Source organism: Pseudomonas sp. R4-84 (assembly GCF_054130985.1).
Genome location: NZ_CP096390.1, coordinates 3,050,771 through 3,072,915, shown reverse-complemented (window position 1 = coordinate 3,072,915; position 22,145 = coordinate 3,050,771). Strand labels below are relative to the sequence as shown.

General features: G+C 62.8%; 10 protein-coding genes. 6 read left to right on the top strand and 4 right to left on the bottom strand.

Annotated elements, in window-relative coordinates:
- The first annotated feature begins 7 nt into the window (after positions 1-7).
- From M1D68_RS13840 to M1D68_RS13830, 3 genes are read left to right on the top strand one after another with little or no spacing between them, the layout of a single operon-like run.
- A complete protein-coding gene (locus M1D68_RS13840; RefSeq protein WP_457967145.1) occupies positions 8-9,025 on the top strand; it encodes an amino acid adenylation domain-containing protein in 9,018 nt (3,005 codons plus the stop codon).
- Complete coding sequence (locus tag M1D68_RS13835; RefSeq protein WP_457967143.1) at positions 9,022-12,804, top strand: non-ribosomal peptide synthetase; 3,783 nt, start codon at positions 9,022-9,024, stop codon at positions 12,802-12,804. Before M1D68_RS13840 ends, M1D68_RS13835 begins: the two co-directional genes overlap by 4 nt.
- Positions 12,801-14,444: a cyclic peptide export ABC transporter gene (locus M1D68_RS13830; protein WP_420763723.1), complete on the top strand. Its 1,644-nt coding sequence runs from the start codon at positions 12,801-12,803 to the stop codon at positions 14,442-14,444. Before M1D68_RS13835 ends, M1D68_RS13830 begins: the two co-directional genes overlap by 4 nt.
- A gap of 18 nt (positions 14,445-14,462) precedes the next feature.
- Here the strand turns inward: M1D68_RS13830 and fhuF are convergent, their stop codons facing one another.
- Positions 14,463-15,191 carry a siderophore-iron reductase FhuF gene (gene fhuF, locus M1D68_RS13825; RefSeq protein WP_420763724.1) on the bottom strand — a complete coding sequence of 243 codons (729 nt, stop codon included), beginning with the start codon at positions 15,189-15,191 and terminating at the stop codon, positions 14,463-14,465.
- A gap of 199 nt (positions 15,192-15,390) precedes the next feature.
- Between fhuF and M1D68_RS13820 the strand changes: the two genes are divergently transcribed.
- The gene (locus M1D68_RS13820) at positions 15,391-15,594 is read left to right on the top strand and encodes an MbtH family protein (protein ID WP_420763725.1); all 204 of its coding nucleotides are present in this window, start codon (positions 15,391-15,393) and stop codon (positions 15,592-15,594) included.
- Between the two features lie 48 nt (positions 15,595-15,642).
- Positions 15,643-17,073, top strand: coding sequence for a diaminobutyrate--2-oxoglutarate transaminase (locus M1D68_RS13815; RefSeq protein ID WP_434559165.1), 1,431 nt, complete (start codon positions 15,643-15,645; stop codon positions 17,071-17,073).
- Positions 17,074-17,148: 75 nt separating this feature from the next.
- Here the strand turns inward: M1D68_RS13815 and M1D68_RS13810 are convergent, their stop codons facing one another.
- Genes M1D68_RS13810 through M1D68_RS13800 form a run of 3 tightly spaced genes read right to left on the bottom strand, consistent with a single transcriptional unit; the run spans position 17,149 to position 19,945 of the window.
- A complete protein-coding gene (locus M1D68_RS13810) occupies positions 17,149-18,075 on the bottom strand; it encodes a sugar ABC transporter substrate-binding protein (protein WP_457967139.1) in 927 nt (308 codons plus the stop codon).
- Between the two features lie 59 nt (positions 18,076-18,134).
- Positions 18,135-18,926 (bottom strand): TIM barrel protein, encoded by a 792-nt coding sequence (locus M1D68_RS13805; protein ID WP_420763728.1) that lies wholly within the window; start codon positions 18,924-18,926, stop codon positions 18,135-18,137.
- Positions 18,923-19,945, bottom strand: coding sequence for a Gfo/Idh/MocA family oxidoreductase (locus M1D68_RS13800; RefSeq protein ID WP_457967137.1), 1,023 nt, complete (start codon positions 19,943-19,945; stop codon positions 18,923-18,925). The genes M1D68_RS13805 and M1D68_RS13800 overlap by 4 nt, the downstream gene beginning before the upstream one ends.
- 179 nt (positions 19,946-20,124) lie before the next feature.
- On the opposite strand from M1D68_RS13800, the gene M1D68_RS13795 reads away from it, so the two are divergent.
- Positions 20,125-22,125, top strand: coding sequence for a sigma-54 interaction domain-containing protein (locus tag M1D68_RS13795; RefSeq protein WP_457967135.1), 2,001 nt, complete (start codon positions 20,125-20,127; stop codon positions 22,123-22,125).
- Positions 22,126-22,145 lie beyond the last annotated feature (20 nt).

Below are 22,145 nucleotides of genomic sequence, written 5' to 3'. Positions count from 1 at the left end.
GAGTACGATGACGCAACAAGCTTTCCTGGAGATTGCGCAGCGGCTGGCATCCTTGCCCGCGGAGAAGAAAAAGGTCTTTCGCCAACGCCTGTCCGAGAAGGGCATCGACAGCTGGCGCCTGCCGATCGTCCCCGCTCTGCTCGGCGAAGGCGAACACAGGCCGCTGGCGCAGGCGCAACGGCGCTTCCTGTCGGCTGAAGCCCTGAGCAGCCGGGCCCTTTATAACCTGTGCTCGGTGCTGCGCTTCGATGGGCGCCTGGATGGCGCGCGTTTGCAACAGGCGATGCAGCAGGTGGTCGACCGCCACCAGATCCTGCGCACGCGCTACAGCCCTGACACCAGCGGACAGTTGCAGCCCCATTGCGAGCCACAACAGGTGCACTTGCCGGGCGTCGAACGGTTGACCATCGCCGCATCCGAGCACGAGCAATGGTGTGCCGATGAATATGCCCGCCAACTCGCCGAGCCCTTCGACCTGGCGCAGTCGATGCCTTGGCGCTGGAAGGCATTCAGCGATGCCCAGGAGCATTGCACCTGGCTTTTTTTCACCATTCACCACGTCGCCTATGACGCCTGGTCGGCCCAACAACTGACCCTGGAACTGGCCGAGGCTTACCGGGCACTCGCTTCGAACGAGCCTGCCGCGTTAGCTGAACTGAGTATCCAGTACGCCGATTTCGCCGCATGGGAACGTGAGTGGCTGGACAGCGATAGCTGCCGGCAGCATATCGATTTCTGGCGCGACCAACTGGCCGATGCACCGGCGCCGATGGCGTTGCCACTGGACCGTCCGCGCCCCACGCCCACACAACGTCGCCACAGTGGCGCGGTCCTGGCCCGGGAGCTCCCGCCGCAACTGACCACGGCAGTCGAAACCGCCATCCGCAATCATGGCGTGACGTTGTACATTTATGGCCTGACGGCATTCACCTGCCTGCTGTCGCGCTATAGCGGCGAGACTGATCTGTGCCTGGGCACCTCGATTGCCCAACGTGACCGTCCGGAACTGGCATCGTTGATCGGGCCGTTACTCAATACCCTGGTGATTCGCCAGCGCCTTCAAGGCAATCCGGACTTCAGCAGCGCGTTGCAGCGCACCCGCGACACCGTTGCGGCGGCGTTCGACCATCAGCAGTTGCCCTTCGAAAACATCCTCGAAAACCTTGAACGTCCACGTTCGAGCCCGTTGTTCCAGGTCATGTTCGTCCAGGTCGATCTGCCCGAAAGCCGCACCCTGGCCTTGCCCGGCGTGGCGGTGGAGGTACTCGACCCGCCGCAACGCCACGCGCGTTTCGACTTGACGTTGCGCATGGTCCGTACCGCCGACGCGCGGCTGCGTTGCGAACTGGAATACAGCGACGAATTGTTCGACACGGCCACGGTCGAGCAAATGCTCGACGACTTGCTGGCGATCTTCCACGAGGGCTCGGCTCATCCGCAGCGGCGGTTGTCGGACCTGCAACTGGTTTCCACGCCGAGTGAAGTGCGCGGCCCGGTCCTGGGCGCGATCGCGTTGCCGTTGGACCAGCAGGTGCTGCATTGGGCCACGCACACGCCGAATGCCGTGGCGTTGTGCAGTGTGGGGCAGAGCATCGATTACGCCACGCTCGGCGCGGCCAGTCGCTCGATGGCCGCACGGCTGGCCGCGCAGGGCGTTGGGCCGGGTCAGGTGGTCGCGCTGTGCATGCCGCGCTGTGCCGAACAAGTGCTGGCGACCCTGGCGTGCTGGCAGCGTGGCGCCACCTGTCTGTTTCTCGACCCGGCGCAACCAGCCCGGCGACTCGAACAACTGTTGCACGACAGCGGCGCGAGCCTGTGGCTGACATTGGCGCAAGCACCCGAGACCGGCGTGGGCATCCCATGCCTGGTGCTGAGCGCCGACGATTGGTCGCTCAACGCGAACGTCCACCAGTACGAAAGCCTCAGCCAGCCTCAGTTGCCTGCCTACCTGATCTACACGTCGGGCTCGACCGGCCAGCCGAAAGGCGTTCAGGTCACGCATGCCAACGTCGCCCATTACGCCAATGCCGTCGGTCAACGCTTGCAAGCCAAATCGGGTAGCCGCTGGGCGACCTTGGCAACGGTCGCCGCCGACCTCGGCTTGACCTCTGTTTTCGCCGCGCTCAACGCAGGCGACACGCTGGTATTGCCACCGGCGTCGTTGGCCTTCGACCCGCCCGGCTGGGCCGATTTTCTCGACCAATATCCGGCGGATTGCCTGAAAATCGCCCCTTCGCACCTGCGCGGTTTGCTGGCGTTGGACGACGCCCGTCGCGTGTTGCCCAAGGAGCTGTTGATTCTTGGTGGCGAGGGGTTCGACCAGGCGTTATTCGCCAAGGTGCGTGAACTGGCGCCGCAACTCCGTATCTTCAATCACTATGGCCCGTCGGAAACGACTGTCGGCGTGGTCTGCGGTGAAATTCTGGACTCCGAGGCGTTCGTAGCGGGTCAGTATCTGCCGCTGGGCCAGCCGCTGTCCGGCTGTGAGTTGCGCATCGTCGATGGTCAAAATCGGTGCGTACCGCTGGGTGTCGCCGGTGAGCTGCTGATTGGTGGTCCCCAGGTTACCCAAGGCTATCTCGGCCAGCCTGAGTTGACAGCACGTGCGTTCGGCGTCACGGCCCAGGGCCAACGCTTTTATCGCAGCGGCGACCGGGTTCGCCTGGATCGCGACGGGCGCCTGGTGTTTCTCGGACGTCAGGACGATCAAGCTAAGATCCGCGGGTTCCGCGTCGAACCGGGCGAAGTCAGCGCCTGGCTCAACGCCCAGCCTCAGGTTCGCGAAGGCGCCGTGCTGGCTTGTGAAGTAAAAGGGCGGACGCAACTGGTGGCGTATGTCAGCCCCTCGATGACCACCCAAGCGCTGGCGGCGCTGCAAGCCGAGGCCAAGCGGCAACTGCCGGAACACATGGTGCCGGCCCATTGGTTGGCGCTGGACGCGTTGCCGCTGACTGCCAATGGCAAGCTGGACCGACGTGCATTGCCTGAGCCGACGATCGATGAGCCGGCCGCCGAAGCCACCGAGCAGCCCAGCGGAGCGACCGAACAACGATTGGCGCAACTGTGGTGCCAGATCCTCGGCTGCGCGCCAGTTGGCCGCGCGGACGATTTTTTCGCTCTCGGCGGGGATTCGATTCTCAGCCTGCAATTGATCGGCCTGGCATCCCGGGAAGGGCTCAAGCTGGAACCGCGGGACGTGTTGCAGCATCCGACCCTGGCGGCCATGGCCCTGTGCATCGACTGCCGCGCCGAGCCGGCATTGCTTGCGGTTCTGACGGCTTTTCGCGAGTTGCTCGGACAACCTGGCCTGGGGCCGGACGCCGATTTCTTTGCCATGGGCGGCGACTCGATCCTCAGCTTGCAGTTGATCGCGCGCTTGCGTCAGGCCGACTTGCGCCTGATGCCCCGGCAATTGCTGGAAAACCCGACCCCTCGGCAACTGGCCAAGGTGCTCGCACCGATCGTCGCACCGGTCGCTGATGCCGTGGCGCCGTGCGAGGACGCGGCGCAACCGCAGGCTCTGTCCCATGCCCAGCAACGGGTGTGGTTCATGCAGCAATTCGACCCGGCTGAAACCGCCTACAACGTTACCCAACTGTTGGCCTTGCGCGGCGACCTGGATGTGCCCCGCCTGCAACGCGCCTGTCAGGCGCTGGTGACCCGGCATGACGCATTGCGCTGCCGTTTTTTCGAAGAGCACGGGCAAGTCTGGCAGCGGCTGGACGATACGGCTGCACCGATCTTCAACGTCCATGACATCGGCGCCCTGAGTGACTCGGAACAGGACGCGGCCATTGCCAGTGCGGCCAAGCGGGTGTTCGATCTCACGCGAGGTCCGCTGCTGGCCATCGATGTGTTTGGTGTGGCGCCCGGCGACTATCGCCTGCTGTTCAACGTGCACCACATTGCCGTGGACGGTTGGTCGATGGGCTTGCTGGTCCAGGATCTGGCAGCGCTTTATCAAGATCAGACCCTACCGGCGGCAAGCGCTTTGCTGCCGTTGATCAAGGCGCATCGAGAGCGCTTGGATGGCGCGTATGGCAAGGATTCGTTGGCCTATTGGCAACAACGCCTGGAAGGCCTGGGCAACGAGCCGCTGGAGCTGCCTGAGCAATCCACGCGGCCGGCGGTGCAGGCGTTCGGTGGAGCGCGAGACGAATATGTGCTGCCCGGTTCGCTGAGCACTGCGGTCGAGGCGCGGGCGAGGGCGCTAGGCGTCACGCCGTTCGTGCTGTATTTCGCGGCCTATCAGTTGCTGCTCTGGCGCCACGGCGGGCGCAGTGATTTCGCCATCGGCTTGCCGGTGACGGGGCGTGAGTCAGTCCAGAGCCAGGCGTTAGTCGGGTTGTTCGTCAACACCCTGGCCCACCGTGTCCAGATCGACGGCCGCCAGAGCCTGCAAGCATTCGTCCAGGCCCTGAACAGCACGCTGAATGAGGACCTGGCCCATCAATCGCTGCCGTTCGAGCAGTTATTGGAAGTGCTGGATGTAGAGCGCAGCCTGGATCGCACGCCGCTGTTCCAGACGATGTTCAACTATCAGGTCGACCATCAGGATTCCCGCAGCCTGAACCTGCCCGGCATCAGTGCCCAGGCTTTGGCGCTGCCGGGTGGCGTGGTGAGCGCCAAATTCGACCTGACGTTCAACCTGTTCACCCAGGGTCGCGGTGCCGAGGCCAGCACCGGTTTGATCGTCGAATACGCGACCGCATTGTTGCGGCCCGACATCACTCGCCGGTTGGTAGAGGATTACCAGGCATTGCTCGCCAGCCTGTCGGGCCAGGATCTTGATGGGCGCCTGCTGGAAATCCCGCTGCGTTCGGTTGCGACTTTGGCGACTGCCGGGAAGTCGTTGCCCTTGCACGGCGAAGCGGATTGGGTGACGCGTTTCGAAGTGCAAGCCGCTGTGCATCCCGAGTGCATCGCCGTCTACTGCGCCGACCGCCAATTGAGCTATGCCGCGCTGGAGGCCCAGGCTAACCGCTTGGCTCATTGGTTGCTGGCCCAGGGCGTCGGGCCTGAATCGTTGGTTGCCTTCTGCCTGCCTCGGGATGAACGCCTGTTGGTGTGCATGTTGGGCATCCAGAAGGCCGGTGCCGCCTATTTGCCACTCGACCGCGCCCATCCACCGGCCCGCCAGGCGCAAGTGCTCAACCGGGCGCAGCCACATATGCTGCTTTGCGATTCGACGACAGGGGATTGGCCTGCCGACCTACGTGTTTGCCTGTGGGCAGATCTGCCATTGGCGCAATTTCCCGCCCAGGCGCCTGGATTGGCGACGCACCTCGGGCAACTGGCCTACACCCTCTACACCTCGGGGTCGACCGGGCAACCCAAGGGCGTGCAGATCAGCCGCGGTAACTTTGCCAATTTCCTGCTCGCCATGGAGCAGGCGCTGCCCTTGGATAACGTGCAGCGTTACCTGGCCTTGACCACTGTCACTTTCGACATCTGTGGCCTGGAGCTCTGCCTGCCGCTGGTGCGTGGCGGCTCGGTGGTCCTGGCGGACGACGACGAGCGCCAGGATCCGCTGCTGCTTGCACGCTTGATTGACGAACGGTCCGTTGACCTGATCCAGGCCACGCCCGCTACCTGGGCGATGTTGTTGCAAGGCGACCGCCGGGTGTTGGAAGGGCGAGTGGCCCTGGCCGGCGGCGAGGCGGTGCCGAAGGAGCTGGCCAGCGAGCTGAAGCAGCACGTGGCGCGCTTGATCAATGTCTACGGCCCGACCGAGACCACGGTGTGGTCGACCCAGACGCCGATCGACACACTTCAATTGCCCGTCGCCCCGATAGGCCGGCCGTTGCTCAACACCCGCTGCCATGTTCTCGATGAATACCTGTGTGAAGTGCCGCCAGGCTGCGTCGGTGAACTCTATATCGCCGGTGACGGACTGGCCCGGGGTTATGCCGGGCAGCCGGGGCTGACCGCTGAGCGCTTCATTGCCGACCCGTTCGGTAACGGTGGTCGCTTGTACCGCACCGGCGATCTGGCGCGCTGGCAGCCCGACGGCCAGCTGTACTACCTCGGACGCACCGACGACCAGATCAAGTTGCGTGGCTATCGCATCGAACTGGGGGAAATCGAGGCCGTCCTGCTCAGCCATCCTCAAGTGCTGCAAACGGTGGTGGCCGTGCAAGGCGAGCAGTTGGCCGGATTCTGGGTGGCGAATCCTGACGATGCACCTGGTGAGGCAGCTGTTCGAGACTATTTGCAGGCGCGCTTGCCGGTCTACATGGTGCCGACGCACCTGCAGGCGCTTGAGCAACTGCCGCTCAACAGCAATGGCAAGGTCGATCGCAGACAACTGCCGCGCTTGCAATCGGTTGTCGGCAGCGCGCCAGCAACCGGGCGCCCGCTGTCGGCCGGCGAGGGGATGCTGGCGCAGATCTGGGCCTCGGTGCTGAACGTGCGGGACGTCCCACCCGACGGACATTTCTTCCAATTGGGCGGGCACTCCCTGATGGCGGCCCAGGTACGCGGGCGCCTGCGGGAACAGGGCTTCGAGGTGCCATTGCGCTGGCTGTTCGAAACACCGGTGCTGGCGCGACTGGCCGAGCGAATCGAGGGCCTCGCCGCTGAGCAGGATCTGGCGTCGGTGACGATTCCGGTGGTTGACCAAGGCATCGATCAACCCTTGTCCTCGGCGCAGCAACGGGTCTGGTTGATGCAACAACTGGATGAGGTCGACAGCAGCTTCAACATGAGTAGCAACGTGCGCTTGCGTGGGGAACTGGATAACCAGGCCCTGGGGCGTTCGTTGCAACGGTTGGTGAATCGACATGCAATCCTGCGCACCACCTATCACCAGTGCGGCGGCGAGTTGCGCCAGCGAATCCACCCGCAATTGGCGGTGGCTTTGCAACGCCTGCCGTCGAGCGAATCGAAGTGGTCAATCAATGCCCGGGACATGGCGCTGCGACCGTTCGACCTCGGCAGCGAAGCGCCGCTTCGGGTGGTCCTGTATCGCCTCGGCGAACAGGAGCATGTACTGCAAATGGTCATGCACCACATTGCCTCCGACGGTTGGTCCGGCGCGGTGTTGGTCGATGAGCTGATCGAAGGTTACGAGGCCTACAGCACCGGCGTGCTGCCAACCCAGGAAGCGCTGCCGATCCAATACGTCGACTACGCCGTTTGGCAAGGTTCGGCGGCGGTCCAGTTGCGTCAAAGGGAAGGCTTGGAATTCTGGCGAAGGACCCTGGCGGGGATTCCCGCGCAGGTGCCATTGCCATTCGATTTCCCGCGTCCGGAGCGTGATAGCGGTGCCGGGGCGGCGGTGGATTTCCAATTGTCGCCCGCCACGGTGGGCCGGTTGAAAACCTTTGCCCAGGACAGCGGCACGTCGCCGTTCATGGTGCTGCTGACGTGTTATGCAGCCGTGCTGCAACGTGAGACACAAGGCCGCGACCTGGTGATTGGCACGGACGTGGCGAACCGCGACCATCCGGCCACCGAATCGCTGATCGGCTTCTTCGTCAACCTGCTGGCCTTGCGCATCCGCGTGCAACCGGAACTGAGCTTCCATGAGCAGGCCATGCAAGTCCGCGAGTTATGCCTGCAAGCGTTCGCCTGGCAGGACACGCCGTTCGAACGCGTGGTCGAGTGCCTGAAATTGCCGCGGGTGGCCAATGTGCATCCACTGTTGCAGACACTCTTCGTGCTCGACAACACGCCGCGTCAGCAGCGCCAACTGGGCGATCTGCAGGTCGAGCCGTTGACGGGCGAGCAGCACCACTCCAAGTTCGACATGGCGCTGTTCGCCAGCGAAGACCGCGACGCGCTCAGCCTGCGCTGGGTGTACCGCACCAGCCTGTTCCGTCCGGCCACCATCGAACGCTTGCGCGATGCCTTCGAGTTGCTGCTGGAGCGCGCGCTCGCCGCGCCGCAAACCCCTATCGATACCTTGATGCCGACTGTGAAGGGAGCTGCTGCAATGTCCACGGACAACCCGCTGCAACGCAAAATGAGCAAATTGGGCAAGATGCGCCAGGGCGGATCGGCGGCTAGCCGTGAGCCCATCGAGGCCCGGCCGCTACGAGCGGACTCGGCATTCCCGTTGCTGGTTTCGTTGCGTGACCGCGAACTGGCCCCGGCCATCTGGGCGCAAGCCAACCGCGACAAGGTCGAGCACTGGTTACGCGAGCATGGCGGCATCCTGTTCCGTGGCTTCGACCTGCCGACCCCGGCGGATTTCGAGGCGTTCTGCCAGGCGCTGTGCCCGCAGCTGTACGGGCAATACGGTGACCTGCCGAAAGAGGAAGGCGGCAAGAACATCTACAAGTCCACGCCATACCCCAAGGACCGGATGATCCTGTTCCATAACGAAAGCGCGCATCAGCACCGCTGGCCACGTCGGCAGTGGTTCTACTGCGAGACGCCCGCGACGTCCGGGGGCGCGACGCCAATCGTTGACAGTCGCCAGGTCTACCGCGAATTGCCGACGTGGTTGCAGGCGAACCTACGGAGCAAACAACTGATGTACGTGCGCAATTTCAGCACCAGCCTGGACGTTAGTTGGCAGCACTTCTTCCAGACCGAGGACCGAGCCGACGTCGAGCGGATCTGTCGTGAGAGCAACATCGAGTTCCAGTGGCGCGGCGCCAATAACCTGCACACCCGGCAGGTGTGCCCGGCGGTGATCCTGCACCCGTTGACGGGCGAAGAAAGCTTCTTCAACCAGATCCAGCTGTACCACCCGGCATTGCTCGATGAGGATGTTCGCGAGCAATTCCTGCGCGACGGCGAATCGGCAATGCCCAGGCAAGTGTTTTATGGGGACGGCTCGGAGCTCGAACCAGCGGCTATCGATGCCATCAATGCCGCCTACGACCGTTGTGCCGTGCGCTTCGACTGGCAACAGGGCGACGTGGTGATGCTCGATAACATGCTAGCGGCCCATGCTCGGGATCCGTTCGAGGGCGAGCGCAAAATCGTCGTCGCCATGGGGGAAATCTATGCCCGCCACCAAGTCATGTCCGCGCCGGCGCAGACCGAAGACACACTTGAAGAGTTGACCCCATGATGGACCTTGGACTCACGCTTTCACCCCAGCAGAAACAACTGGCCCAGGCCAACCCACACGCCTGGCGCTGGGTGCGCATGGTACTGACAGGCGTTCCCGAAGGCATCGTCGAGCAACGCTTGCGCGACAGCCTGGCGCAGCATCAAGCGCTGCGCTTGCGCTATGAGCGGCCACTGGGCGCCACCGGGCTGCGCCAAAGGGTGATCGAACCTCAGGCATTGCGCCTTGACTGGCGCCAGGGGCGCGCAACCGACGGTCACGATGAGCAGGATTGGCTGGAAGAGGCGCGGCGTCGCTGCCAGGCCGAACAGCCCGACGTGCTGGCTTGGCTGCTCGATGATCAATTGTTGCTGGCGGTCCCGGCCTACTCGCTGGACGCGCGCAGCCTGGTCCAGTTGCGCGAGCATTTGCTGGGCCGCGCCGCGCCGCTGGATGACGAGCCCATGCAGTACGTGGACTACGTCGAGTGGATCAACGGCCTGCAACTGGATGAAGACGCTGAGCAGGGCGCACAGTTCTGGCGCAACCTGGCCTTGCAGGACATCCCGGGCATGCGCCTGGTCGAACGTTATGGCATCGCCAGTGGCCGTCATGCCGTCGTCCGTCAGGAGTTGGCGCAAAGCGAGGTGACGGGACTGACCGCCCTGGCCGAGCAGGAAGGTATCGCTGAGGAGCAGTTGGTCTTGGCGGCCTGGGGATCATTGCTCGGCAGGCTCAATGGCCAACGGCAGGGCCAACTGGGTTTGCAGCATGACCCTCGAGATAACTACGAGGAACTGACCGGCGCGTTTGGTGTGTTCGAACAGACGTTGCCGATGGTGATGCAAATGTCCGAGCACAGCACCCTGGTCAACCTGGCCCGGCAAATGGCCCGGCAACTGGAGAGTGCCGTCGACTGGCAGGAATACGTCGGCCAGGCGCAGTTGTTGCCAGAGTGGCGAGCCAGTTTCCAGGCAGGATTGCAGGTTCTGCAAGGGCCGCAACCGGACGCGTTGCAGTGGCTCTCGTTTGACACGCCGATCGAGCTGCAACTTCAGTTGACCCTCCACACCCAGGGCAATGGCGAGCTGGCGTTGGCGTATGATTGCGGGGTGTATCGCGAGGAGCAGATGCAGGCGCTGCTCAAGCGTGTCAAGCATTGGCTCGGCCAACTGATGCAGTCGCCCAATGAGCTTATCGATGGCATGGATGCGTGTCTGCCCGAGGAGTCGCTGGTGTCCTCGCCGCGTCCTGACCTCGGAGCGGACCTTGACATCATCGTTGCCCTGCGCCGGCACGCCCAGGCACACCCGGATCGCCCGGCGCTGCGGTATGCCGACCAATTTCTCTCATACGCTGAACTCGATGCCTTGAGTGACCGCGTCGCCGGCAGCCTGGATCAGGCGGGCGTGGGCCGCGGCGACGTGGTGGGGCTGTATCTGCCACGCGGCGCGCAGATGCTGGTTGCGATGCTCGCTTGTTTCAAGGTCGGTGCCGCGTATCTGCCTTTGGATCCCCAACAGCCGCCGCTGCGGCTGGCTGCGGTACTGGATGACGCCCGACCTGCGTTACTCCTGCACTTGGAGGGCCTCTTGCCTGACACGTCGGCCCGGACGCTGTGCTGGTCCCAGGCAAGCAAAGGGCCTGTGTCAGCTACATCGCACTCCGGCACCGCACAAGACCTGGCCTACGTGCTCTACACCTCGGGCACCAGCGGCAAGCCAAAAGGGGTGCAGATCGAACAAGGGCAATTGCGCCATTACGTCACCCAAGTAACCCGTGCACTGCAACTGCCCGAGGGCGGGCATTATGGGTTGGTGTCCTCGCTGCTCGCGGACCTGGGCAATACCGTGTTGTTCCCGGCGTGGCTGCAGGGCGGTTGTGTGCATGTGCTGGCGCAGTCGACGGTGACCGACGCCCAGGCCTTTGCCGAGGAGCTAAGGCGTTATCCCCTCGACGTGCTGAAAATCGTCCCATCGCACCTCGAAGCCTTGATGGGCGAGCAAGCCGTCGGCGTACTGCCTCGCCAGGTGCTGGTATTGGGCGGGGAACCGATTGGCGAGGCGTTGCTGACACGCTTGGCCCAGGCCGAGCCGGCCTGCCGACTGTATAACCACTATGGCCCGACCGAAACCACCGTCGGGGTGTTGTGGCGAGCCATTGATCTTGCGCAGGGCGTGACTGGTTGCGCGTTGAATCAAGTGTTGGGTGCCAACCGTATTCATCTGCTTGACGAGCAGCAACGGCCAGTGCCGCCCGGCCAGGCTGGCGAGTTGTACATCAGTGGCGCCAGTGTCGGCAGGGGATACGTCGGCAATGTCGGTGGCGAGGCCTTCGGTGTAGATCCTGCCAGCGGCGATCGCCTGTACCGTACCGGTGACTTGGTCTTACGCCAGGCCGATGGGGCCCTGCGCATTCTGGGGCGCAATGACCAGCAGGTGAAAATTCGTGGGTTTCGCCTTGAGCTGGCGGAGGTCGAGCAGGCGATGCTCGCCCAGCCGGGCGTCTTGCAAGCCGCTGTGCTGCTGGATGGCGAAGGCGATCTCGGGCGGTTGCTGGCATTTGTAGTCACGGACGATGTTCAGTTCCAGGGGACGGATCCGTTGCGCGCCAGCTTGGCTCGTCAATTGCCGGATTACATGCTGCCCAGCGGTATCTTTGCGTTGAAGGCCATGCCTCTGAACAGCAACGGCAAGCTCGATCGTAAGCACCTGCTCGAACGGGCCCGGCAGCGATTGCAGAATACGCGGGTGAAGCCGGAGGGGGAGTTGGAGACGGTGGTCCTTGCGATCTGGTGTGACGTGCTGGGGGTCGATGACCTCGGCGTAACGGACAATTTCTTCAACGTTGGCGGGCATTCGCTGGCGGCGATCAAAGTGGTGTCGCTGATCCGTGAACGGTTGGGCCTCAACCTGCCGACCAATCTGTTGTTCGAGCGGCATACGGTGCGTGATCTGGTGCAGGACCTGGACGATATCGGCAGCGGCCCCTTTAAGATCTTGAGCGACGCCGATCCGCACGCACCGGCCTTGCTGGCGGTGCATGGTGCGCAAGGGCACCTGCAGGCTTACCAGCCGCTGGTGGAAAACCTGCGCGGCGAAGTGGCCGTCTTTGGCCTGGCCGCCCTTGAAAATGACTGGGCCCACGGCGATATGGATGCGCTGTTGCAGCAATACGTGGCGAGTATCCCGGTCCAGCTCAAACAGCGACCGATGGTGTTGTTGGGCTGGAGCCTGGCCGCGCGCCTGGCCTTGTTGCTGGTGCCGCATCTGCAAGCCAGCGGCTTCAGCGTCGAAGGCCTGGTGTTGCTCGATCACGATGCTCAGCGCAGCCTGGCCGGCGAGGGCGACGAAGCGGGCCAGTTGATTGCCGATTTCGCGTTTTATTGCCGCAGCCACGGCCAGCCGATCGGCGAGTCGCTACGGGAACGGTTGACGGGCCTGTTGGCCGGCCTCGACTATGCCGAGGGTGTCGCCCGGCTGCTCGACGATGAACAGGTGCGCGGGCACCTGCAATGGAAAGCGGCGGATGGTGAACTGCTGGCGCTGATGGCGCGATATCGCGCGATCAAGACCCGTTTGTACGAGCAGGCCTTGCCAACCGTTGACGTGCCAGTCTGGTTGTGGCGCGGCAATGCCCACGGCGACTTGCGCGCACAATGGCAAGTCCACGCGCGCCAACCGGTTAGCCAGTGGACGCTGGATGTGGGGCATCATGAGATGCTCGGCGAGCCGCGACTGGTCGAAAACCTGCTGCCTTTACTGTTGCAAACCTCTGCCAAGGTGGTGTCGGTCCCATGATGTTATTGAGAGAACTGCTGCACAACGCGCGATGGCGCATTTTCCTAGCGGTGCTGAGCAGTGCCCTGAGCGCGGCCACCAGTATCGGCCTGATCGGCTACATCAACCGCTGCCTGGAACAAGGTCTCAATGACCTCGGCCAGGGCTTGCTGCTGTTCGGTGGCCTGCTGGTGCTGTTGTTCATCAGCGGGGTCACCGCGCAATGGCTGCTGGTGCAGATCGGCCATCGGCTGGTGTACCAGCTGCGCTTGCGGCTGGTGGGCAAGGTGCTGGGCACCGCGCTGGAACGCATCGAACGGTTGGGCAGCCCACGCATCTACAACGCCCTGACCAAGGACGTGACCACCGTCGCCACGGCCTTCAAGCAATTGCCGATTTCCTTGTACAACGGCTTGCTGCTGTTGGCGGGGCTGGCCTATATGGCGTGGTTGAGCCTGCCGTTCTTCGGCCTGACGCTGGCAGTGATCGCCGCTGGCGTCGGCCTCGACGTGCTGCTCGGGCGCAAGGTCAAGACCTTGATGCAGGCGGTCCGGCAGCAGGACGACCAACTCACCGAGCAGTTCGAAGCCGCCATCCAGGGGCGTTGCGAACTGGGCCTGAGCCGGGAGCGTCGGCATTTACTCTATCAACGCAAGCTCGAACCCATCGCCCGGGCGTCGCTGGACGCATCGGTACGCGCTGACACCTTATGGGCCGTCAACCTGAACTGGACGACGTTGCTGGTGTTCGTGCTGATCGGCACGCTGTTTTTCCTCGGCCAGGGGCTGGGATTGCTGAGCCAGCAGGTGGTGGTGGGCTACGTCTTGGCGATCATGTTCCTGCGCACGCCGATCTCGATGATCCTCGACGCTATTCCCGCTGTCATTCGTGGTCATGTCGCTTTACAGGCCATTGATGCCCTGGCACTGGGCGAGACGGTAGAGTTCAAGGCGTCCGCGCAAGCAGCGCAGCCGTTTCGGGATCTGCGTCTGTCGAACGTGCATTACCGGTATGCCGGCAAGAACGAGGAATTTGCCTTTGAATTGGGACCGATCGACCTGACGATCCGGCGCGGCGAGTTGATCTTCATTGTGGGGGGCAACGGCAGTGGCAAGTCGACCCTGGCCAAGCTGCTGACCGGGCTCTATGTGCCCGCTTGCGGGGAGGTTTCACTCAACGGCGTGGTGCTCGATGCCAGCACCAGCGAATGGCATCGCGAGCACTTCGCCGCGATCTTTGCCGACTTCTATCTGTTCGCCGATGTGTTGGGCGAGGCGGGCGACCATGAAGGGCTGGAGGCTCGGGTGGACCATTATCTGGAGCGCCTGGGGCTGGCTCACAAGGTTGAATTCGCCGCTGGACGCCTGTCCACCACCGCGTTGTCCCAGGGCCAGCGCAAGCGCCTGGCCTTACTGTTGCTGATGATGGAAGGCCGTGAAGTGTTCCTGCTGGACGAGTGGGCGGCCGACCAGGACCCGGTGTTCCGCCATGTGTTCTACAACGAATTGCTGCCCGAGCTCAAAGCGGCCGGCAAGACGGTCATCGCGATCACCCATGACGACCGTTATTTCGACGTGGCGGACCGGGTCTATCGTCTCGACTACGGCCACCTCGTCGATTACGACCGGGCGACGGAGAATCCCTTTCAATTGGCAAAATGATCGGCGCGATCAGACGCTTCAATGCTGCCGCTTGCATTCATCGAGGGGGCAACTGCTGCAATAGCCGACGCTGGGAAGGCGATACCGAATGCAGCAGATTCGCCGCAGGCGCTGCGGCTCGTCCTCGCCGATATCGTGGTAACGCACGGGGGCGAACAGCGGGTTGCGCCGACCATCGGGGCGCAGGCGGGCAGTGAGGATTTGCCGGGCGGGCAGGGTGCTCTCGGGATTGGCCAGCGGATGCAGGTCGATCCGCGTGGTGACGAATTCGAAGGTGTTGCCGGCATTGCTCCAGAACAAGCGGGGCGATGCGCGGCTGACACTGGCCAGCGTGTCGATGACCGGTTCCAGGTGTTGTTCAACCAGCGTATGGAACCGTTCAAAGGCTGTGCATTCGGGCAGTGGTTGCCCGGCGTCGCGAACATGTAAGGCCTGTGGCCTGGCGTCGTCGCCGAGTTTCAACCCAACATCGTTCAGAGCGACTGGCAGGTCCCGTTGCAGCAACAGGTTGGCGCCCATCACCGGCGCGAGGAAGGTACTGAAATACCACTTGGACCACAGCGACACCAGGGCCAGGCGTTCATCGGTCTTGTAGCGCGCCAGCAGCTCGTCGACGAACTGACTGAACGTCTCGCGCTGGAAGAACAGTTCCACCGACAGAACGGTGGGCGAGTGGCTGCGCAGTTGCAGTTTTTCTTCGAAGGCCGCGAGCGGCCCGGTGAACAGCGGAGCAAGGCTGGGAATCATTGACTCATCCGTGACCGCGAATTGAGAGACGTTATCGTCCAGAAGGGGCGAAGTATAAACAGCGCACCACCGTCTTGCGACTGCTCGTGGGTGTTGAAGCAGGCAAGCCATGTAAGATTTATAAAATATTAATGAGAATCGATACTATTTGTATTGTATCGTAGCGATCTTTCCCGTCATGCCAGTCAAGGAGCAAGCAATGAGTTTGGATAGCCCGGATACGCGGTTTCTGGTTGTCGTCAACGAAGAGGAGCAGTACTCGATCTGGCCGGACTACCGCAGTGTGCCCGATGGCTGGCGCACCGTAGACATGCAGGGCAGCAAGGAAGAGTGCCTGGCCTACATCGAGAAAGTCTGGACCGACATGCGCCCGCTGAGCCTGCGCCAGGCAATGCAGGCATAAGGACAGGGCTGATCGCCCACGACAGCGTTCTCATCTCAGGGAGTCAAAATGGAAAGTGTCCAGCCCCGCTCATCATCCAGCGCCACCTTCACGCTGGAGCAGTTCCGCCAACAGGCGCCTCGCGAACTGAATACCAATCCGTACCTGCAACGCCAGGCGGCCCGGGAATCGAATGCGCGTTCATACCCGCGACGCATCCCGCTGGCCCTGCAAGAGGCTCACGGCCTTTATGTTCGCGACACGCAGGGGCAATTGTTCATGGACTGTCTCGCCGGCGCGGGAACCTTGGCGCTGGGCCATAACCACCCGGTGGCCATTGCGGCGATGCGCCAGACGCTCGATTCCGGCTTGCCCTTGCACACCCTGGACCTGACGACGCCGGTCAAGGATCGCTTTGTCGAGGACCTTTTCAATGCCATGCCGGAAAACTTCGCGCGTCACGCGCGCATACAGTTCTGCGGGCCGACGGGTGCAGATGGCATCGAGGCGGCCCTGAAACTGGCGAGAATCGCCACCGGGCGTAAGCCGATCCTGACGTTCTCCGGCGGCTATCATGGCATGACCCTGGGGACATTGAGCCTGATGGGCAACCTGGGGCCGAAACAGGCGCTGGGCTCGCTGATGGCCGACGTGCAATTCCTGCCGTACCCTTACGACTACCGTTGTCCGTTCGGCATCGGTGGTGACGCTGGCATCGATGCCGGGCTGCACTTCATCGAACAACTGCTGAGCGACCCGGAATCGGGCGTGTTGCCGCCGGCGGCAGTGGTCGTGGAGGTGGTGCAGGGCGAGGGCGGGGTGATCCCGGCACCGGTACGCTGGCTCCAGGGCTTGCGTCAATTGACTCGCAGATACGGCGTGGCCCTGATCATCGACGAAGTGCAGACCGGCCTGGGTCGTACCGGCAAGCTGTTCGCTTTCCAGCATGCCGATATCGAGCCAGACATTCTGGTGCTGTCCAAAGCCATCGGTGGCGGCCTGCCACTGGCGGTGATGGTCTATCGCGAAGAGCTGGACACCTGGAAGCCCGGTTCCCATGCCGGCACGTTCCGTGGCAACCAGATGGCGATGGCTGCAGGTGCCGCGACATTGCGCCATATCATCAGCGAAAACCTGCCAGAACATGCCGATGCCATGGGGCAGCGCCTGATGGAGCAACTGCGCCAGTTGCAGGGCGACTACCCTTGCCTGGGCCAGGTGCGCGGTCGGGGGTTGATGGTGGGCGTGGAAGTCGTCAGCGACACCCCGAGCGACAGCCGTGTTCCTCCTGCGGACACCGCATTGGCCCAGGCCATCCAGCGCCAATGCCTGCGCCTGGGTGTCATCCTGGAACTGGGCGGGCGTCACGGCGCCGTGGTGCGATTCCTGCCGCCGCTGATCATCCAGGCCGACGAGATTGATGTGCTGGTCGAACTGTTCCGTGTTGCATTGAACAACGCCCTCGCCGAGACCAAGGGCCGAGCGTTGCACATCGCTTGATCCAGCGCTGTTCACTCGTGGCGAGGGAGCAAGCTCCCTCGCCACGGAGCCATCATTTTTCTCAGGTGATTACTGCTACTTGTAACGCTGCTCGAACACCGCCAGTTGTTCAGGCTTGATCAACTGGAAGGGCACCCAGACTTCTGTCTCGACCGGCTCGCCCTTGATCATCTTGATGGCTGCCTGCACCGCGCTGGCCGCCTGGGCCTTAGGATCCTGGAATACCGAGGCGACTAGCATCCCGCGCTTGATCGCCGCCAGGCCGTCCGGCAAGCCGTCAATTCCGACAATCGCAACCTCGCCCTTGGCCTTGCCGGATTGTTGCAAGGCCATGGCCGCACCGATGGCCATCTCGTCATTGTTGGCGACGATGGCATCGAACCGGCTGCCGGCGAGCAACCAATTGCTGGTCAGGTCCATGCTCTTGTTGCGTTGCCACTCGGCACTCTGCTGCTCGACGATCTTGATGCCGGGAAAGTCCTTGAGCACTTGCTTGACCCCTTCGGTGCGGTCGTGGGTAGCGTTTTGCGCGAGGTCACCCATGATGATCGCCAGGTTGCCTTTGCCACCGAGCTTTTCGGCGAGGTAACGCATCTGCAATTGGCCAGCCTCGATGTCATTGGACGCCACCGTGACCACCCCTTTGGGCAGCGTACGTTCGTCCGGGTGCCGATTGACGTAGACCAGTGGCGTCTTCGCCTCGACTGCGGCACGGGTGATATTGGCGGTGGCGGAGGTGTCGACCGGCAGGACGATGACCGCATCCACTTTCTGGTTGATGAAGCCCTGGACCTGGTTGAGCTGGCGAACCACATCGCCCTGGGCGTCCTCGAACTGGATCTGGACGTTGTCCTTCTTGGCGGCCTCGTCCAGGCCGTTACGCACATAGGTCATGAAGTTATCGTCGACCCTGGCGATGCTGACGCCGATGCGATAGTCGGCGGAGGCCCATTGGCTGAAGAGCAGGAGCAGCGTGGCGAACAGCAGTGTGCAACGACGCATGATGGTTTTCCTTTTGTTGTTATGGAGTGAACGTCATCAATAAATGTTCTGCACGGGCCTTACCCATCCAGCGTGAAGGCCCGCCTGAATCGCTCAAGCGCCCGCTCGCTGTCTCCGCTGGCCCAACCTTCGAGGCCGACGACACCGCTGTATCCCATGCCGGACAACGCCCTGGCAATCGCCGGATAATTGATTTCGCCAGTGCCGGGCTCCATGCGGCCAGGCACATCGGCGACTTGGATTTCACCGATGGCGCCGCCGGCGCGCTGGATCAGTTCGGTCAGGTTTCCTTCGCCGATCTGCGCGTGATAGAGGTCCAGGTTCATTTTCAGATGCGGGCTGCCTACGGCTTCGATCAGCGCCAGGGTGTCGTCGGCGCGAGCGAACGGCGTGCCCGGATGGTCGACTTCGGTGTTGAGGTTTTCCAGCAGGAACACACGGCCGGCGTCTTCCCCCAGGCGGGCGATTTTTTCCAGGGTCTTGCAGGCGCTCAACCACATGCGGCCGGTGGCCTGGGCCACGGGTTTGACCGGCAGACCCTGGTCCCCCAGGCCGGTGCCGTGCAGGTTCAGGCTCGGGCAATTCAATTGCGCGGCGACACCCAGGGACTCCTGGGCACTGTCCAGCAGTTGCCGGATGTCCTCGGGGTCGGTGAGGTTGCCCGTGATGTAGCCGGTCATCGAGGTAAAGTCAGCGCCCGTCGCGGCGAGGGCGGGGATGTCCTTGGTCGTCCAATTCCATATCTCGACGCTGAAGCCCAGCGCATGGATGCGTTTGACGCGTTCGATAAAGGGCAGGTCGAGGAACACCATCTCCGCGCTGACCGCCAGCTTGAACGGTACGAGACTCATGACAGCACTCCTTGGACACGCACCGCTTTGCCTTGCTGGAAAGACTCGATACAGGCACGGGCAATCGCCAGCGCGGCCCGGGCGTCCTCACCGCTGGCTAGGGGCTTTTCACCGCTGCGTACGCAATTGACGAAGTGATTGAGCTCGGTCACGTAGGCGTCACGCAGCAAGTCGGTGTCCATGCGCTGGGTATCGGCCTGGACGCCACTTGCCAGGTAGCGCAGCAAGTCGCTGTCGTTGACGCTGCCCATGGTCAGCATGCCGGCGCTGCCGAACACTTCGCCGCGGACGTCGTAGCCGTAAACCGCCTGGAAGTTAGCCTCGGCCGTGGCGATGGCGCCGTTGTCGAATCGGATCGTGACCACCGCCGTGTCGAGGAACCCTTTGTGTTTGAAGTCCGGCGCGATCAACGCGTCGGCCATGACGAACACCTCGACCGCTTCTGCACCCGGATTGAGGTAGCGCAGGGTGTCGAAGTCGTGGATCAGCGTCTCCAGGAAAATGACCCATTGCGGCGAGGCGGCGGGATTGTTCAGCGCCGGGTCGCGGGTCAGCGAACGCAGAAGCTGTGGCGTGCCGATTCGGCCGGCGACCACGTCCAGGTGCGCGGTGCGGAAGCTCTTGGCGAAGCGCCGGTTGAAGCCGACTTGCAGCGTCACCCTCGCATCGGCAGCGGCGGCAATGGCCCGATCGGCTTCCTCCAGCGTGACGGCCATGGGTTTTTCGCAGAAAACGCTTTTGCCCGCCTGCGCCGCGCTGATCACCAGTTCGGCGTGGCTGCGAGCTGGCGCGGCGATCAGCACCGCGTCGATATCCGGGTCATTCAGCAACTGTTGTGGATCGGTATGAACCTTCCCTGCGCCCAGTTCTGCCGCCAGGCGCTCGGCCTGGCCGGGGGTAGGATCGGCAATGGCGGCAAGGTATGCGCCGGGGATGTGGCGAGCGGCGGTCAGGCCGTGAAAGCTGCCCATGCGACCCGCACCGATAAGACCCAGGCGGACGGTTTTTGACGTACCCATAAGAGACTCCCTTTTATTGTTGTTCGCGACTCGTTGTCGGTGCATTGCCGGGAGCAAGGGCTGTGCCAATTGTTAACAGCCTGAAAATAAAGGGTTTAATTGGTGCTTTGTGATTGCATGTGTCCATTTAGAAGACATGCCTATACTGACATGTCAAAAGTATGTACATAGAGCCCGCCATGAACACACAGCCGATGACGTTGAGCGTTGAAGACCGTGATTACCTGACTGCCCTGGGGCCTGCGTCATTGAATGGGGGATCAAGCCCGGCGCTGGATGAAGCCTGGCGAGCCTGCTTGAGCGGCGTCACCGAGCGTCCTGAAGGTGTCCGGCAGGTTATCTGGAGTTCCTGGCAGCGTAGCGTCGATGCCGGCCTCGACTCGGCAGACGGCGAGTACCGTTTTGTCTCGCCTGCCGAGCTGACCGCCACACTGGCGGCGAATCGACTGTTGATCGCCGCGGCGGCGCAGGTCATGCGCGGCCTGCTTGCCTACAATCCCAACGGGCATATCAACCTCACGGATGCCCAGGGCACCACCTTGTACTTCTGTGGCTTGGACCTCACACCCATCGGCAGTCGCTTGCTTGAATCGGTACAGGGCACCAATTGCACCGGCCTGGCACTGGTTGAAGACCGCTTGGTATACGTGCTGTCTGGCGAGAATTTCGGCGCCGGCCTGCGCCAGCGGCAGATGCATTGTGCCGCCGCGCCCATCCGCGATGCCCATGGCCGGACCCTGGCCATGTTGACCCTAACGGCCGAGCCCGGCTGGTTTCACTTCCACACCTTGGGCACCGTCCAGGCTGCAGCCGAAGCTGTTTCCAGGCAAATGGCGCTGCAAGCGTTGCTGGAAGAACAACAAACGGTTTTGGAAGTGCTCAACGAGGGCTTGGTCGTATTGGACGAGAAAAACAATATCAAGGCCCTCAACCATTACGCCCGGCAATTGTTTCGTGTCGACCCTGCCTGGCTGGGCAAGCCGTTCCAGAGCCTGGGCCAGACCGAACTGAGCGATGAAATCCTGCGCAGGGCCGGGGAAGGAGTACGGGACCTGGATTGTACGTTTGAGCTGCACGATCGCAGCCACCTGGCCTGCCTGGTGTCGGTCTGTCCCCTGGCGCAGGGCGGTCGCATTGTTTCATTGCGCGAGAACCGGCGCATCCGCGAGATTACCCGGCGCATCATGGGTACCCAGGCCAGCTATACCTTCGAAACCATCCAGGGCCATTCACGCGCCATCCAGGACGCATTGCACCTGGCTCGAATCGCCAGCCGCAGCGATTCGACCACGCTGATTCTCGGGGAGAGCGGCACTGGCAAGGAACTGTTTGCCCAGGCCATCCACAATGGCAGCGAGCGTTGCGGCGGACCTTTCGTTGCGGTCAATTGCGGGGCCATTCCTCGCGACCTGGTCCAGAGTGAACTATTCGGCCATGTCGAAGGCGCGTTCACCGGATCGGTGCGTGGCGGTTCGGCGGGCAAGTTCGAATTGGCTGACGGCGGGACGATCTTTCTCGACGAAATCGGCGACATGTCATTCGATGCTCAAGTCAGCTTGCTGCGTGTCCTGCAGGAAGGCGAAGTCACTCGGGTGGGGGCGAAAAAATCGTTGCGGGTGAACGTGCGCATCATCGCTGCGACCCATCGCAACCTGAGCCAGGCCGTGGCCGAAGGGGCTTTTCGCGAAGATCTTTATTACCGCCTCAACGTGCTGGGCCTGACGGTGCCGCCCCTGCGCATGCGCCGCGAAGACGTGCCGATGCTGGCACGGCATTTTCTTGCGCGTTGCGCCCGGTCGCTGCGAAAATCCATGCGCGATCTGTCCCCGGAGGCGCTGGAGCTCTTGGGCGCCTACCACTGGCCGGGCAACGTCCGTGAGCTGGAAAACGTCATTGAGCGCGCGACCAACCTGGCTGCCACCGAGCTGATCCAAGCGAGTGATCTTGCGTTGGAGATCAGGCAGGGAGGACAGCCAGCGGCCCGGCATTTTGCCCCCGAGCCGCGGGCAGCCGTGGATCTAGGTACCCATGAAATGAATGCGATCATCGCGGCCCTCAGGGACACGCGGGGCAATATCCGCCTGGCCGCCCGGCAGTTGAACGTTTCCCGTGGCGGTTTGTACAACAAGATGAACCGATTCGGGCTCAAGGTGGAAGCGTTCCGTTCGGGATTGGCCTGAGCCAATACCCAGACGCCGCT

Coding starts and splice junctions, on each gene's coding strand:
- M1D68_RS13840 (WP_457967145.1), top strand. CDS start 8: ATGACGCAACAAGCTTTCCTGGAGATTGCGCAGCGGCTGGCATCCTTG.
- M1D68_RS13835 (WP_457967143.1), top strand. CDS start 9,022: ATGATGGACCTTGGACTCACGCTTTCACCCCAGCAGAAACAACTGGCC.
- M1D68_RS13830 (WP_420763723.1), top strand. CDS start 12,801: ATGATGTTATTGAGAGAACTGCTGCACAACGCGCGATGGCGCATTTTC.
- fhuF (WP_420763724.1), bottom strand. CDS start 15,191: ATGATTCCCAGCCTTGCTCCGCTGTTCACCGGGCCGCTCGCGGCCTTC.
- M1D68_RS13820 (WP_420763725.1), top strand. CDS start 15,391: ATGAGTTTGGATAGCCCGGATACGCGGTTTCTGGTTGTCGTCAACGAA.
- M1D68_RS13815 (WP_434559165.1), top strand. CDS start 15,643: ATGGAAAGTGTCCAGCCCCGCTCATCATCCAGCGCCACCTTCACGCTG.
- M1D68_RS13810 (WP_457967139.1), bottom strand. CDS start 18,075: ATGCGTCGTTGCACACTGCTGTTCGCCACGCTGCTCCTGCTCTTCAGC.
- M1D68_RS13805 (WP_420763728.1), bottom strand. CDS start 18,926: ATGAGTCTCGTACCGTTCAAGCTGGCGGTCAGCGCGGAGATGGTGTTC.
- M1D68_RS13800 (WP_457967137.1), bottom strand. CDS start 19,945: ATGGGTACGTCAAAAACCGTCCGCCTGGGTCTTATCGGTGCGGGTCGC.
- M1D68_RS13795 (WP_457967135.1), top strand. CDS start 20,125: ATGAACACACAGCCGATGACGTTGAGCGTTGAAGACCGTGATTACCTG.